Below are 14,656 nucleotides of genomic sequence, written 5' to 3'. Positions count from 1 at the left end.
TCTATCGCGGCTCAGGCGGTGGCCTGGGCCAGTGTCTCGTGGACAAATTTCTTGCAGAGCCGCTCGCCGGCTTCAAAGCTTTCTGCCGGGTCCAGGCTCAGGGCACTGCGCAGCCAGAAACCGTCAATCATTGCTGCGGTTTGCCGGGCCGCCTCTGTCGCCGCAGCCGGTTCGAGCACCTGCGCAAACGAGTACCGCAGGTTGCTGTACAGCCGGGCATTGTTGATCTGCTGCAGCCGCTTCAGGCCAGGCTCATGCATCGACCGGGCCCAGAAGCTCAGCCAGGTCTTGGCGGCCAACGCCGAGCGCTGGAACTCAGAAAAGTTCGACTCGATGATGCAGTTCAGCCGCTGCTCGGGGGAGCGGTCGGTCCTGGCCATGCGCTCCCGCAGTTCCTTGCCCAATTGATCCAGCAGATAACGCAGAGCCGCCTCAATCAGACCCTGCTTGCCACCGAAGTAGTGGCTGATAATCCCTGAGGACATACCCGCCCGCTTGCTGATGCTGACAATGGTGGTGTTCTGCATACCCAGCTCAGCAATCGAATCCATGGTGGCTTCAATCAGCTGCTGCTTGCGTGTGTCTTTAACCCCAACTTTTGGCATGGCGGCTTCGGTTTCTCGTCTTGATTCCGGTGTTGAAAAGCAGCGCGACTTGGCCCTGCTTTTTATTAATTGAACGTTCAATTAACAAAAAGCTTACAGAAGCAGGATGTGAAATTCAAACCTGTGTGAAAAATAGCCACTCTCAGGGCGACGCTAGCGCGACCCTGTGGTGGCTACAGGAGGGGTAAGCAAGTGTCAGCTTTGTCGGCGGTAGTCGGGATTGGTCCAGCACACAGGAAGCGCTTCACCGGAGGGAAAGGCCAGGTCCGATTTTGCAAAGGATTCCGGGTCCTGCGCCTCTTCCCCGTAATGGAGGCTGCCGCGAACCTGTTGGACATGGGGATCAAACAGTGCCTGGGTATCCAGTACTTCAATCAGGTGCCCGGTTGCTTTTTCAGCGACAAACATGGAGGCCTCCTCGGGATAGGTTTTACCCCTTAAACGTAGCAGATGCGCCGCCATCCAGACAGGCAAGCCTGGTCACCGGGAGCCCAGGGCGCGCGCAGGAAACGCTGGAAAACTCGAAATATGAGACATTTCGCTACATTAAATATCGGTTGGCGGCTTTTCTGGCGCAGAAAGATTGATAAGCTGAACTTTGAGACAAAAATAAAAGCCTGCTGGCTAAATAACGGGGTCTACTGTTCGTGATCCTCAGCAATGCTCTGCGTATCCTTGTTCTGATGCTGGCCTTGAGCGTGTTCCAGTCTGTCCACGCGGATGCCGGCCCGGTTTCGGTGGTCTCTGGCACACCGATTGAGAGCCACTTCCAGTACTGGGAAGACACCGGTGCCAACGCCACACTGGCCGAGGTTCGCGCTCTTCCAGAATCCGCCTGGCAACACAGGCCCACTGGCAAAGCCACCTTTGGCATCACCGATTCCGCCTATTGGCTGCGGGTTGAGCTGCATAACCAGACCGATCGTGACCAATTGCTGATCGCCGAGCTGGCCTACTCGCAGCTCGATGACGTGGTGTTCCACGAGCTCTCCGGGGGCACACTGCTTCGCGAATTCCGCACCGGCGATACCCGCCCCTTCTATCCGAGGGATGTTGACCATCCCAGCATGCTGTTCAGATTCCAGGTGGCACCCGACAAGCTGAAAACGCTCTACATACGGGTGGCGACGCAAGGCACGATGGTGATGCCGCTGCAGATATGGCATCAGAGTGATTTTTACGAGGCCGCCGCCAACGAGCAAAAACTGCACTTTTTCTACTACGGCAGCCTGGCGGTCATCATTCTGATCAACCTGGCCGTGTTTCTGACCCTGAGGGAACGACTGTACCTGTACTACGCGCTGGCCATATCCGGGTATTTCCTGTTTTTTGCCGCGGTTCGCGGTTACACCCTCCAGCATATCTATCCGGAATCACCGTTTCTGCATGCCCATGTGTTGATGCTCTCCATTCCTTTCCTAGCGATGTTTTCACTGCTGTTCTGCATGGAGTTTCTGAAAGTCCGCTCACATAGCCCGCGGCTTTACCGCGCTCTGCAAGCTATGTTGGCGTTCGAGATCCTGTATTTCCTGAGCGCTCCACTCTTGAGCTACGACACCGGCATCCGGGTTGCGGCGATCTCCGCATTCGGATTCTTTTCGCTGCTGCTGGTGGCAGGTCCTGTCACCTGGGCCGCCGGTGTTCGGGCCGGCATTTTCTTCACCATTGCCTGGACACCACTCACGGTAGGAGTATCGGCAACGGCCGGTCGCGCTCTTGGCCTGTTGCCGGAGAACTTCTTTACCGAATACGCCATGCAGATAGGATCCGGGCTCGAAGCTTTCATTCTCACGCTCGCCCTTGCCGACCGCCTTTATCGGGAACGGGAGCAGAAAATCCAGGCCCAGGCCGACATCCTGCAACAGCAGAAAGCCCGCAGCGATGCCCAGACCCGGTTGAATGAAGCGCTCACCCATGACCCGGTTACCGGTCTTCCAAACCGCAACCGCTTCGAGTGGATGGTGGATGAGCAATTCCGGCAACACCCCAATGGCCGCTTCATGGTTGGGGTTACCCGCATAACCCAGCTTGAGGAAATCAACCGCACCCTGGGCCTCGACCGCAGTGAGCGCCTGCTCAAAGCAATGGCAGAACAGATGATCAAGCTGGCAGCCGAACTACCGATGGTTCACTCCACCGTCAATTCCGAAGGTCGTGAGGAGCTCGTCTACCAGCTTTCCGGAGACAGCTTTGGCCTGCTGGTGGATATCGGCAAAACGGAGGACGATTTCAAGTCATTGGATAATGCCCTGAAGCAACTGGCCGAACCGGTGTTACTGGACAACATAGCCATAGAACCCAACCCCCGGTTCGGTGCCGCCAGCTTTCCGGAACATGGAAAAAAAGCGGCTCTCCTGATCCGCAACGCCCACGTTGGCATGGAAATGGCCCCTCACGGTCCCCATCAGACCGGTCTGTATTCCCGGAAAAACGATATCTACGACGAGAGCCGGCTGACATTGATGTCTGACCTTCGGGAGGCTCTGCACAACAATCAGACCCAACTCTACTACCAACCCAAAACCAGTCTGGCCACGGGCAAGGTGGTGGGTGTGGAAGCCCTGATTCGCTGGCACCATCCGGAAAGAGGCTGGGTGCCACCGATCGACTTCGTTCCCATGGCGGAGAAAACCGGTGTGATCAAACACCTGACACGCTGGGTGGTGGATCAGGCGATGAACGATCTCAAGGCACTCCACGAGATTGATCCGGAGCTGACCATCTCAGTGAATATCTCCGCTCGCGACCTCAGTTCTCCAGAACTGATTGGCCTGTTTGAAACCCGCATAAAGCGATATCAGCTAAAGGCGGAACAGGTCATCATCGAACTCACCGAAACCGCGGCCATGGACGATCCACACCGAGGCCTGAAAGCCCTGAATGAATTGACGGCGATCGGGCTCAAGCTCTCGATTGACGACTTCGGCGCCGGTTACTCCTCACTCTCCTACCTGAAGAAGCTGCCAGCCAGCGAAATAAAGCTGGACCGCACCCTGCTCCAGGACATCGAGTCCAGCGACAGCGCCCGGATGATTGTGGAAACCGCCATCAGTATGGGCCAGGGCCTCGGTTATCGGGTGGTTGCCGAAGGCATTGAGACCGAAAAATCGGCACGCCTCCTTGAATCGCTCGGAGCGGAAATGCTCCAGGGGTACTGGATCTGCCCACCGAAGTCTCTGGACGATCTCAAGGCATGGCTGGAGGTTGAAAGAAAGACGACGGGCCTCCAAGGACTACGCTAAGAGTAAATTTCTTGGGAAAGGATTGTTCTTTCTATGAGCCTTGATCAGATTCAGGCCCTTATCGACACCTGGACGGGCTTGGGCATCTGGCTGGCACTCGTTGGCGCCAGTGTTGCCTGGGTGATCTACGACCTGAAAACCAGCAACAGCCATATCGCCTCCATGATGCAGTGGGTTTGGGGGCTGACCGTGCTTTACTCGGGACCGATAGGCCTTGCCATCTACCGATATTCCGGGCGCAAACAGATCCCCACGGACAGTCTTGCCCGCAAGGGTTTTCGTTCGGTGGCCCATTGCTATTCGGGCTGCGGCATAGGCGAGATTCTCGGGGTGATCATCTCGGTTGGACTGTTTGCCATGGGCAACTTCTGGGCAGCCATCGTCACCTTTACCCTCGCGTATATATTCGGCTTTGCCCTGAACATTGGCCCGATGATGCAGAACGGAATGCCCTTCAAGGAAGCCTTCAAGGGCGCCTTCGTCGCGGAAACCATCAGTATTGTGGTCATGGAGTCCGTGGCAATCACCACCGACCTGTATCTGGGCGGAGAAGCAACCATGGGTGATGCCCTGTTCTGGTCATCACTTTACGTATCGCTCTCACTTGGGTTGTTTGCCGCCTGGCCGGCCAATCTGCTGTTGATCAAATACGGCCTCAAAGGCGGCATGGGCGACCCACGGGATGAGGACGCTGCTTCCCACGCGCACTGCCACTGACGGCTCCATGGCTTGGGCCTGCGTGAACCTGCCCGGGAAGCGATCAGCTTTCGGCCGCGCGCAGGGCCTGCCCCAGGGCTGAATAATAACCCTGGAATGCACGATTAACCCGTTCCCGTTGCGCGCCAACCGGATAGAGCCCCAGTTTTGCCTCTTCGGATTCGCGGGTTCCGCTTACCAGAAAGGCATTCTTTACGTCGGCATCCTGCACAAAGGCTTCGAACGCCCGGGCGCAGAGCTCTTCGGGCAGGCTGAAGTACTGAATCCCGGCCGCTTTGTCGGCCTTTATCGAGCAACGGAAGAGTTCGCTGGGCTCTGCGCCTTCCTCGTCCAGCAAAACCGCTTTAAAGCAGGCCTGCAGATGGTCATTCAAAGGGTGACGAATCGCATCGTCGCGGCCTAGCCAGAGTTTCGACGCAAACTGGCCTCTCTGGGCCTCACCGAAAAGCTTCTCGCCGATGTAGTGATCGAAGGCGTGAAACCACTCGTGGGCAATGCTGCCGGGGCCTGCGTTCTTGGCCAGTGAAAAACTTCGGGTAGCCGGCGTGTAATGGGCCGACACGCCGGGCCGGCCGCCAATGCCATATTGAAGAGCCAGGGTGCCACGCAGGGAAACCAGAGACTCGGTGCCGCCAAGAATGGTCATCAGGTCGCACAGGGCATCGTAGAACAGCGACGCACTGCGCTGTTTTTCCGGCTCGGTGACCCAGCGGCCAATCTCGATGGTACGGAACTGGAAACGACGGCGGACGTCGAGAAAGGTAACCGGCGCTCCGGCTCGATGGTCCGGGCCCCGACGGTAAAAGGTTTTAGCCATGGGGCTATTGTACGATGAAATTCCGGCCTGTCTTTCGGGCACCGAGAGAAACATTATTTGGCGGGATTGACCGGTTTTATGTGAATTATGACCGTCTGATTTTCCGCCGGCTTGTGCCACACTGCCAGAACCAATAACGACAATATCCGGACCGAGTGTTTGCCATGACCGACACCCAGACCCATTACCGCACCTGTAACATTTGTGAAGCCATGTGTGGCCTCGAAATCCAGCATCGGGGTAGCGAGATCCTGTCCATCAAGGGTGACAGCAACGACCCGTTCAGCCGCGGCCATATCTGCCCGAAAGCCGTCGCACTGCAGGATTTCTACAACGATAAGGACCGCCTGAAAACTCCCATACGTCGCACCGCCGACGGCTGGCAGGAAATCAGCTGGGAAGCTGCCTTCGGGGAAATCGCCTCGCGGTTTGGGGGCATCCAGCAGGAACACGGCCAGGATGCCGTTGGGGTTTATCTGGGTAATCCAAACGCCCATAACTTCGGCAACGCCATCATGCTGCCGCGGTTCTTCAAGGCGCTGGGTACCAACAACCGCTACAGTTCCGCCTCCGCCGACCAGTTGCCACACCACGTGGCTTCCAACTACATGCTCGGCGCCGGCATGCTGATTCCGGTGCCAGACATCGACCACACGGATTTCATGCTGATCATCGGCGCCAACCCGATTGTCTCCAACGGCAGCCTGATGACCGCTCCCGGCGTGGGCAAACGCCTGAAAGCCATCCAGCAACGGGGCGGCAAGGTGGTGGTGGTTGATCCACGGCGCACCGAGACCGCGAAAAAGGCCAACCAGCACCTGTTTATCCGCCCGGAAACCGATGCCCTGTTCATGCTGGCCATGGTCCACACCCTGTTTGAGGAACAGCTGGTTACCCTTGGCCACCTGGAAGACCGGATCGACGGGCTTGAGCGACTGGCCGAGGCCGTCAGACCCTATGCTCCAGAATCCGTGGCGGACGCCTGCGGTATGAGCGCTAGCGCCATCCGCGAGCTGGCACGGGAGATGGCCGCCGCCAAAAGTGCGGTTAGTTACAGCCGCATGGGGGCTTCCACTCAATCCTTCGGTGGCCTCTGCCAGTGGCTGAACAACGTGCTGAACATTCTCACCGGCAACTTCGATAGCCGCGGCGGCGCCATGTTCCCCCAACCGGCCTTTGATCTGGTTCGGGACAAGAAGGGCAAGCCCAGTTCCTACGGCCGTTACGAGTCCCGTGTGCGAAAACTGCCCTACTTCAACAACGAATTCCCCGTGGCCACCCTGGCCGATGAGATCCTGACCCCGGGAGAGGGCCAGATCCGCGCGATGATCACCATCGCCGGTAATCCGGTGCTTTCGGCGCCTGGCGGAGCCCGGCTGGAAGAGGCCTTCGATGCCCTGGATTTCATGGTGTCGGTCGATATCTACCTGAACGAAACCACCCGTCACGCCGACATCATCCTGCCAGCCACGACCGGGCTGGAAGTGCCGCACTTCGATGTGTTCTTCAACTCTTTCGCCGTTCGCAATACCGCGAAATTCTCGGAACCGATGTTCGAAAAGGCGCCAAACCAGAAACACGACTGGGAAATTCTCCGGGATCTGGCACTGCAACTGACCGGCCTGGAAGACGATGGCGTGACCCCGGAGGTAATGCTGGATCTGGGCCTGAAACACGGCGCCTACGGAAAAGAGGGCATGAGCCTGGAGACCCTGAAAGCCAACCCTCATGGCGTGGATCTGGGACCGCTGCAGCCCTGCCTGGCGCAGCGCATCCAGACCGAAGACGGCAAGATCCGGTTAGCTCCGCAGCTGTATCTGGACGATCTCAAACGCCTGGATGCCTCAGGCCTGTTTCAGGCAGATGAGAACAGCGACTATCCGTTCACGCTGATCAGCCGCCGCCTGCCCCGCAGCCACAATACCTGGACCCAGAACTCCCACCGGCTGGTAAAAGGCAAGAACCCGTGCACTTTGCAGATAAACGCGTCAGATGCACTCAAAATCGGGCTTGAAGACGGACAACTGGCCACGGTTACGTCGGCTTCCGGGAGCATCAACCTGCCGGTGGAAATCGACGACGATATGTTCGAGGGTGTGATCAGCATGCCCCAGGGCTGGGGCCACAACCGGCCCGACACCGCCATGTCGATCGCCGAGGGACAACCCGGCGTGAGCATGAACGACGTCACTGATTCCGGGCGCATTGACGCACTGACGGGCAATGCGGCGTTCAATGGAACGAGGGTAGCCGTGCGCGCAGCCTGAAGTGAGATATGGCATGGAGAAGGTTGCGCGTCTTGCTGAATAGGGGAAGGCGGTCAGTCAGTCCTGGTTGGGACTACGGGACTGATCGGCACGCAAGTAATCGTCACTGACTTCCAATTCATAGACAGTTTTCGATTGAACCAGGCAGTCGAGCATTTGTTTGCGTGCCCTGTGATATTTTTCATCGATTACGTTGCGATCTTTCGCCCACGTTTCCCGATCAGGCCACTGAGCATAACCAACCAGGATATCCGGCTTGTCTGAGGTATGGAGTCTTGAACCAAAACTGCCACAGTGCTCATAGATCGCTTTCGTCACGTCAAGCCAGGCTTCACGAAATGAAGTCTCTGTGCCTTCCTTGATTTCAAACTCATAAACGGCAACAAACATTCATTTTCTCTCTGAGTGCTAACGCCCGGCTCACGCGCCGGTCTGTAGCCACGAAGCGGCGGAAAACCGGTCGCTGTGCAGCCGATGATTATGCCCTGCGCCCGATTTCTGATACAGCATTCCACGGGCGAATATTCTTAAGCTGATCCTCCAGAGCATCTTCTGCAATCTCAGTGTCGTAGGCAGCCTGAGCTCGCAACCAGTAGCCATTGGACAAACCGAAGAAACGACAGAGTCGAAGGTCCGTGTCTGCGGTTATCGAACGCTTTCCCGCAATAATCTGGCCGATCCTCTGAGCAGGCACCCCAATCTCCTTAGCCAATCGGTATTGAGAAATACCCATAGGCTCAAGGAACTCCTCCTTGAGTAACTCGCCTGGCGTTACAGCTTCAATGTTGCGCATGAGTTACCTCCTAATGGTAATCAACAATTTCCACATCTTCCGCGCCAGCCTTGGTCCAACGGAAGCAAACCCGGAACTGCTTGTTAATTCGAATGCTGTGCTGACCTTGGCGGTCACCATGCAACGGTTCCAACATATTCCCGGGCGGTACTTTAAGATCATCCAACTGGCTTGCAGCCTGGAGTTGCCGAATTTTCCTCAAAGCAACTCGCTCATAACTGACGAAGCGTCTGACGCGGCGTCCGCTTGCCAGCTTCTCGGTATCCTTACACTTGAACGATATGATCATGAGGAAATAATGACGCAGTGCGTTATTATCGTCAAGCGTTACTATTCAGAATAGTGTGTGGAGAGGGGCATAACGCCCGCAATCACGCGCTTGTCGCGTGGATTGCATTGTTATGGCAGCTGGATCAAAATGTACCAATTATTGGTACTAGCGAGGTGGCACCATGCAAAAGAACACCAGCATCACTCTAGGCCATCATTTTGATGCGTTCATTGCAGAACAGCTCAAAAATGGCCGATACAGCTCAACCAGCGAGGTAGTTCGTGCAGCACTACGCCTGCTTGAGGAGTCCGAAACACGCCTGACCACAATTCGTAAACTGCTCAAGGAAGGCGAGGACAGTGGTTTTGAAGACTACTCCTATGACTCGTTTATTCGCGAACTGGACAACGAAGGGCGCTGATGCCAAAGTTTAAGCTTTCCAGGAAGGCCAAAGCTGACCTCAAATCTATTGCCCTATACACGGAACGTGAATGGGGCCGTGATCAACGAAACCACTATATTCTTCAGTTTGACCAATGCTTCCACCTTCTGGGTGAAAATCCAAATCTGGGGCAAGCATGCGATGAGATAAGTCCAGGCTACCGACATTACCCTCAGGGAAGCCACATCATATTTTATCGGCTAGCCACCGAGGGTTTTGTTGAAATTATCCGCATCCTGCACAAACGCATGTTACCTGAGGGGCATCTGCTTTAGGGCATAACAGCTAATTATAAGAACGCGTTCGTATATCACCTGCTCGTAAAACTCCAATAAAAAATGCTCAAGACAAAACGAATTTGTACGATAAAACAATCGTTTGAGCACCAACTACCACGGCTACCGCCGGAGTAATGCGAACGTGTTCGTATAACTCCGGCTGTTCAGGCGGGTTTACCACTCCAACTGAGCCCCGGTCTGGTATTCAATCACCCGCGTCTCGAAGAAGTTCTTTTCCTTCCGCAAGGTGGCCTGCTCGTCCAGCCAGGGCGACACGTTCTTCGCCCCAGGGAACGGCTCTTCCAGGCCGACGGTGCGGGCACGGCGGTTGGCCACGAAGCGGAATTGTTCGCTGTGATACTCAGCCGAATAACCGAGAATCGGGTCCCGCAGGATGTAATCTGCATAGGCCTTCTCGGCGGCTTCGGATTCGTCCCACATCTCGCGCACGGCCCTGGGGTCGAAGGTGATGTTCTCCTCTTCCACGATCTGGTTGACGACTTTCAGACCGAATGAGAAGTGCATGGCCTCGTCCCGCAGGATGTATTGCAGCTGTTCGCCGGTACCACGCATCAGGCCCCGGCGCTGGAGGGCGAAGATGGGGCTGAAGCCGTTGTAGAACCAGGTGCCTTCGAACACGGCCGCAAAGAACAGGTAGGACATGATGAATTCCTGCAGGTCTTCCTTGTTACGCAGATTCATGTCCGGCCGCATGGCCGCATCCAGCCGGCGGTTGGCAATCTGGATCTTGCCGTTGATAGCGGGTACCACGCGGTAGCGGTTGTAGATCTCGCTCTGGTCCAGGTTGAGGGTTTCGATGCAGTGCTGGTAGGCCCAGGTGTGCATGGCTTCCTCATACACCTGCCGGGCCTGGTATATCTGCAGCTCGGGCGCACTCATCTTCTCCATCACCGCCAGGCCGATGTTGCGCATGGCCAGGATGTCGGAGGTGGTGAGGTAAGCCAACACGTTCTCGTAAACATGTTTTTCCGGCGCAGTCAGCCGGTGATGGTAATCGTGAACGTCCTGGGCCATGTTCACGTCCAGGGGGGTCCAGTGGTTTTTGTTGGCGTTCATGAAGTACTCCCAGGCCCAGGGGTACTTGAACGGTGCCAGCTGGTTAATGTCGGTTTCGCCGTTGATGACGCGTTTGTCGTCCACGTTCACCGGTGCCGGGGCGCCGGGATGCGCCGCTTTGGCTTCGGTTCTCGGTTCGTCGTCCCAATCGAGCATGGTTATGCCTCGCAATCGTTAAGTGAGCAGTTACTGACAGGCTTCGCAGTCCGGATCATCGATGCTGCACACCTGGGGCTGGGGCGCGGCAACCGGGGCGGTTTTCTCAGCGCCAGTAGCGCCCAGTGAGCGCAGGTAATAGGTGGTTTTCAGCCCACGTTCCCAGGCCAGCTGGTAGAGGGCGTCCAGCTTCTTGCCGCTGGGCTCGGCCATGTAGAGGTTCAGGCTCTGGGCCTGGTCTAGCCATTTCTGGCGCCGTGCGGCGGCTTCCACCAGCCATCTTGCGTCGATCTCGAAGGCGGTGGCGTAACGGGCCTTGAGTTCCGCCGGGATGCGGTCGATCTGCTGAACGCTGCCATCGAAGTATTTGAGGTCGTTCACCATCACGTTGTCCCACAGGCCTTCAGCCTTGAGATCCCGCACCAGGGAGGGATTCACCACCGTGAACTCGCCGGAGAGGTTCGATTTCACAAACAGGTTCTGGTACGCCGGTTCGATGGACTGGGACACACCCACGATGTTGGAAATCGTCGCCGTCGGGGCGATGGCCATGACGTTGCTGTTGCGCATGCCGTTTTTCGCGATCAGTTCACGCACCGGCGACCAGTCCAGCCGGGCGTTGGTGTTTATGGCCAAATCCCCTTCCCTGCGGTTTTCCTTCAGCAGGTTGATGGAGTCGATCGGCAGGATGCCCTGCTGCCAGAGTGAACCTTCGTAGCTTTCATAGGCGCCTCGCTCACCCGCCAGCGAAGCCGAGGCGCGGATGGCGAAGTAGCTGAGTTGCTCCATGGCAACGTCGGCAAACTCAACCGCTTCAGGGCTGGAGTACGGCAGGCCAAGCTCATAGAGCGCGTCCTGGAAGCCCATCAGGCCAAGGCCGACCGGGCGATGCCTGAGGTTGGAGTTGCGGGCCTGGGGCACGGCGTAATAGTTGATGTCGATAACGTTATCGAGCATTCGCACGGCGGTGTTCACCGTCTGTTCCAGGCGCTGCACATCCAGCTCGCCGTTGGCGATATGAGCCGCCAGGTTCACGGAACCGAGGTTGCATACGGCGATCTCTTCGGCACTGGTGTTCAGGGTGATTTCGGTGCACAGGTTGGAGCTGTGCACCACGCCCCGGTGCTGCTGGGGAGAACGCAGGTTGCACGGGTCCTTGAAGGTGATCCAGGGGTGGCCGGTTTCGAACAGCACGGTGAGCATCTTGCGCCACAGCTGCTTGGCCGGGATTTTCTTGAACAGCTTGATTTTGCCCTGCTCCGCCAGCGCCTCGTAATGCTCGTAGCGTTCCCGGAAGGCGTTGCCGTACAGGTCGTGCAGATCCGGCGCATCGCTGGGGGAGAACAGGGTCCAGTCACGGTCTTCGCGCATGCGCTCGATCAGCAGATCGGGCACCCAGTTGGCGGTGTTCATGTCGTGGGTGCGGCGGCGTTCGTCGCCGGTGTTCTTGCGCAGTTCCAGGAATTCCTCGATGTCCAGGTGCCAGCTTTCCAGGTAGGCACACACCGCACCTTTACGCTTGCCGCCCTGGTTGACCGCCACGGCGGTGTCGTTGACTACTTTCAGGAAAGGCACCACACCCTGGCTCTGGCCGTTGGTGCCCTTGATGTGAGAGCCCAGCGCCCGAACCGGTGTCCAGTCGTTGCCCAGGCCGCCAGCCCATTTCGACAGCATGGCGTTGTCGCGGATGGCGCCATAGATGTCTTCAAGGTCGTCGCCCACCGTGGTCAGATAACAGGACGACAGCTGGGAATGGCGGGTGCCGCTGTTAAACAGCGTGGGCGTGGACGCCATGTAGTCGAACGACGACAACAGGTTGTAGAACTCGATGGCGCGGGCGTTCGGGTCGTCTTCCCGCAGGGCCAGGCCCATGGCCACGCGCATGAAGAAAACCTGTGGCAATTCGAGGCGGGCCTTGTTCCAGTGCAGGAAGTAGCGGTCGTACAGGGTTTGCAGGCCCAGGAAGCCGAACTGCAGGTCACGCTCCGGTTTCAGGGCGGCTCCCAAGCGCTCCAGGTCGAAAGCGGCCAGGGCTTCGTCCAGCAGTTCATAACGAATACCTGCCTCGATAAAGGCACTCAGGGCCTGCGGATAAATCTCAACCAAGGGCAAACTGATGGGCAGGCCAAGGGCAGCGGCATTCTCCAGACGAAGTTGCTCGAGCAGCAGGCGCGCGGTGACGGCACTGTAGTCCGGCTCCCGCTCAATCCGGCTGCGGGCGGTCATGATCAGCGCCGACAGAACGTCTTCTTCAGCGATGCCGTCGTACAGGTTGGTCAGGGCATCGTCCACCAGGGAATCACCGTCGATGCCCTCAAGCCCTGTGGCGGCCTGTTCCACCTGCAGTTTCATCAGGCCCAGATCCAGGGGCGCGATTTCACCGCTGGTCTTTTTCACCGTCAGATGGGGGTGTGCCTCAACCGGGGCGTGGCGGGCACGCTCCCGGGCATGCTCTTCCCGGTAAAGCACGTAGGCGCGGGCCACCTTCTGCTCCTCCGCCCGCATCAGGGCCAGTTCCACCTGATCCTGGATGTCTTCGATATGCACCTTGCCACCGGCTTTCAGGCGGCGACCGATGGCCTGGATCACCTGGTCAGTCACCCGATGTACGGCATCGTTGATCCGGGCGGAGCCGGCGGCTTTGTCACCCTCGACGGCGAGGAAGGCTTTGGTCACGGCAATGCTGATCTTCGACGGGTCGAAACCGACAAGGGTGCCGTTGCGCTTGATGACCTGGAGGGATTCGGTATCGGTGTGCGAGGTTGGCCGGGGTTCGGCCAGGGCTGAGGCAGACATGTGTGTTCTCCTGAATACGCGTTGAATTCCTTTCACCATCGCGTACGCAGGGGCACACCTCGCCATAGTAATGGCTGGGCATAACCGGTCTGCTCACCCTGGGTCGCGAAGGTGCAGTCAGGAGCTGTGAAGCTCCGTATCCCTGGCAGGTCTTCGGACTCAGGGGCGTGAATCGTTGGATTCGGCCTCGCTCGGCGACTTCCCGGTATCAACCAGTGTCGTAATGCCGTGCTTGTTCCCCAATACCGCTGCGCGTCAGTTCCGGAGTCTCACCGGATTCCCGATACCAGAATGGCGGAGATGATCACACGTTGACCGAGTTGGTTACGCATTGATCACTACATCTGGTATCTGACCAAGGATTAAATCACTATATAGGGGTATCTCTTACAGAACAAGGCACTTTCCGGTAAAACATTTGTCTGCAACGGAAATACCCGGACAGAGGAGAGGCACTGTGGAGATAATCGGATACCGAAGAATCTGGAGCCTGCTCCTCGCTTCCTTGATGCTCCCTGCCCCCGTCAGTTCGCAGGAAGCAACATTGACGCGTTTCTCCGAAATGCAGTCCCTGAATGACGGCTGGGAACCCCTGGAATTTCCCAAGATCGATCAGCTTAGTCGGTATGAACTGACCACCGAAGATGGTCAGCAGGTTGTCAGGGCCACCACAGACGGCGGGGCGTCTGGCCTCATTGCCCGGGTACGACTGGAGCCCGCCGGTTCACTGATTCTGCAATGGCGCTGGAAGGTCTCGAATGTGTTCGAGAAGGGCAATGCCCGGGAAAAGTCCGGGGACGACTATCCTGCCAGAATCTACGTGGCATTCGAGTTCCAACCCGAACAAGCGGGCTTCTTTGAACGCGCCAAACGGAAGACGGTTGAAGTGTTGTTCGGCGAGTCGCTACCAGGCAATGCCCTGAACTATATCTGGGCCAACACCCTGCCCAAGGGCGAGATCGTGCCCAACCCTTACACCGAAAAAACCATGATGATCTCGGTGAATTCAGGATCAGAAAAGGTCGGTGAATGGGTCACCGTGGAACGAGACATCATGGCCGACTATCGGGAAGCGTTTGGTGAGGAGCCGCCACCGGTGGTGGGTATTGCCATTATGTCGGATTCGGACAACACCGGGGAAAAAGCAACGGCCTGGTATGGGGATATCTTTCTTGATCCCGAATCGTGAACACCA

Annotated in this window: 14 protein-coding genes and 1 riboswitch; of the genes, 6 read left to right on the top strand and 8 right to left on the bottom strand. The window is 57.4% G+C overall.

Annotation, left to right across the window (positions count from 1 at the left end; genetic code table 11):
* Window positions 1-11 precede the first annotated feature (11 nt).
* Together betI and ABNF92_RS11105 are read right to left on the bottom strand one after the other, a co-directional pair.
* Window positions 12-605 (bottom strand): transcriptional regulator BetI, encoded by a 594-nt coding sequence (gene betI / locus ABNF92_RS11110; RefSeq protein ID WP_069182365.1) that lies wholly within the window; start codon window positions 603-605, stop codon window positions 12-14.
* 195 nt (window positions 606-800) lie between these two features.
* Window positions 801-1,013, bottom strand: coding sequence for an acetyltransferase (locus ABNF92_RS11105; RefSeq protein WP_153634140.1), 213 nt, complete (start codon window positions 1,011-1,013; stop codon window positions 801-803).
* A 239-nt stretch (window positions 1,014-1,252) separates the two neighbouring features.
* Here ABNF92_RS11105 and ABNF92_RS11100 point away from each other — a divergent pair, with 239 nt between their 5' ends.
* Both ABNF92_RS11100 and ABNF92_RS11095 read left to right on the top strand, forming a co-directional pair.
* Complete coding sequence (locus ABNF92_RS11100; protein WP_349342161.1) at window positions 1,253-3,847, top strand: EAL domain-containing protein; 2,595 nt, start codon at window positions 1,253-1,255, stop codon at window positions 3,845-3,847.
* Window positions 3,848-3,880: 33 nt separating this feature from the next.
* Complete coding sequence (locus ABNF92_RS11095; RefSeq protein ID WP_305965333.1) at window positions 3,881-4,564, top strand: DUF4396 domain-containing protein; 684 nt, start codon at window positions 3,881-3,883, stop codon at window positions 4,562-4,564.
* 43 nt (window positions 4,565-4,607) lie between these two features.
* Here ABNF92_RS11095 and ABNF92_RS11090 read toward each other — a convergent pair whose 3' ends face one another.
* Window positions 4,608-5,381, bottom strand: a complete 774-nt coding sequence (locus ABNF92_RS11090; protein ID WP_349342160.1) for a CLCA_X family protein — start codon at window positions 5,379-5,381, stop codon at window positions 4,608-4,610.
* 164 nt (window positions 5,382-5,545) lie between these two features.
* Here ABNF92_RS11090 and ABNF92_RS11085 point away from each other — a divergent pair, with 164 nt between their 5' ends.
* Entirely contained in the window at window positions 5,546-7,648 is a 2,103-nt protein-coding gene (locus ABNF92_RS11085) for a molybdopterin-dependent oxidoreductase (protein WP_349342159.1), read from the top strand.
* Between the two features lie 57 nt (window positions 7,649-7,705).
* Here ABNF92_RS11085 and ABNF92_RS11080 read toward each other — a convergent pair whose 3' ends face one another.
* The 3 genes from ABNF92_RS11080 to ABNF92_RS11070 all read right to left on the bottom strand — a co-directional run bounded on the left by ABNF92_RS11080 (window position 7,706) and on the right by ABNF92_RS11070 (window position 8,730).
* A complete protein-coding gene (locus ABNF92_RS11080) occupies window positions 7,706-8,038 on the bottom strand; it encodes an antibiotic biosynthesis monooxygenase (protein ID WP_349342158.1) in 333 nt (110 codons plus the stop codon).
* Window positions 8,039-8,126: 88 nt separating this feature from the next.
* On the bottom strand, window positions 8,127-8,441 hold the full coding sequence (locus tag ABNF92_RS11075) for a HigA family addiction module antitoxin (RefSeq protein WP_136630123.1): 315 nt from the start codon (window positions 8,439-8,441) through the stop codon (window positions 8,127-8,129).
* Between the two features lie 10 nt (window positions 8,442-8,451).
* A complete protein-coding gene (locus tag ABNF92_RS11070) occupies window positions 8,452-8,730 on the bottom strand; it encodes a type II toxin-antitoxin system RelE/ParE family toxin (protein WP_136630122.1) in 279 nt (92 codons plus the stop codon).
* A gap of 163 nt (window positions 8,731-8,893) precedes the next feature.
* Here ABNF92_RS11070 and ABNF92_RS11065 point away from each other — a divergent pair, with 163 nt between their 5' ends.
* On the top strand, window positions 8,894-9,133 hold the full coding sequence (locus tag ABNF92_RS11065) for a type II toxin-antitoxin system ParD family antitoxin (protein ID WP_136630121.1): 240 nt from the start codon (window positions 8,894-8,896) through the stop codon (window positions 9,131-9,133).
* On the top strand, window positions 9,133-9,429 hold the full coding sequence (locus ABNF92_RS11060) for a type II toxin-antitoxin system RelE/ParE family toxin (RefSeq protein WP_349342157.1): 297 nt from the start codon (window positions 9,133-9,135) through the stop codon (window positions 9,427-9,429). Before ABNF92_RS11065 ends, ABNF92_RS11060 begins: the two co-directional genes overlap by 1 nt.
* Window positions 9,430-9,606: 177 nt before the next feature.
* Here the strand turns inward: ABNF92_RS11060 and ABNF92_RS11055 are convergent, their stop codons facing one another.
* Both ABNF92_RS11055 and ABNF92_RS11050 read right to left on the bottom strand, forming a co-directional pair.
* Window positions 9,607-10,665 carry a ribonucleotide-diphosphate reductase subunit beta gene (locus tag ABNF92_RS11055; RefSeq protein ID WP_349342156.1) on the bottom strand — a complete coding sequence of 353 codons (1,059 nt, stop codon included), beginning with the start codon at window positions 10,663-10,665 and terminating at the stop codon, window positions 9,607-9,609.
* Between the two features lie 30 nt (window positions 10,666-10,695).
* Window positions 10,696-13,461, bottom strand: coding sequence for a ribonucleoside-diphosphate reductase subunit alpha (locus tag ABNF92_RS11050; protein ID WP_349342155.1), 2,766 nt, complete (start codon window positions 13,459-13,461; stop codon window positions 10,696-10,698).
* 126 nt (window positions 13,462-13,587) lie between these two features.
* Window positions 13,588-13,796, bottom strand: a riboswitch (cobalamin riboswitch).
* Between the two features lie 173 nt (window positions 13,797-13,969).
* On the opposite strand from ABNF92_RS11050, the gene ABNF92_RS11045 reads away from it, so the two are divergent.
* On the top strand, window positions 13,970-14,650 hold the full coding sequence (locus ABNF92_RS11045; RefSeq protein WP_349344082.1) for a DUF3047 domain-containing protein: 681 nt from the start codon (window positions 13,970-13,972) through the stop codon (window positions 14,648-14,650).
* Window positions 14,651-14,656 lie beyond the last annotated feature (6 nt).

The organism is Marinobacter sp. MMG032, assembly GCF_040112695.1.
Taxonomy (GTDB): domain Bacteria; phylum Pseudomonadota; class Gammaproteobacteria; order Pseudomonadales; family Oleiphilaceae; genus Marinobacter; species Marinobacter salsuginis.
Note: the sequence above shows the minus strand (reverse complement) of the source record. Positions and strands in the feature narration are given on the sequence as shown.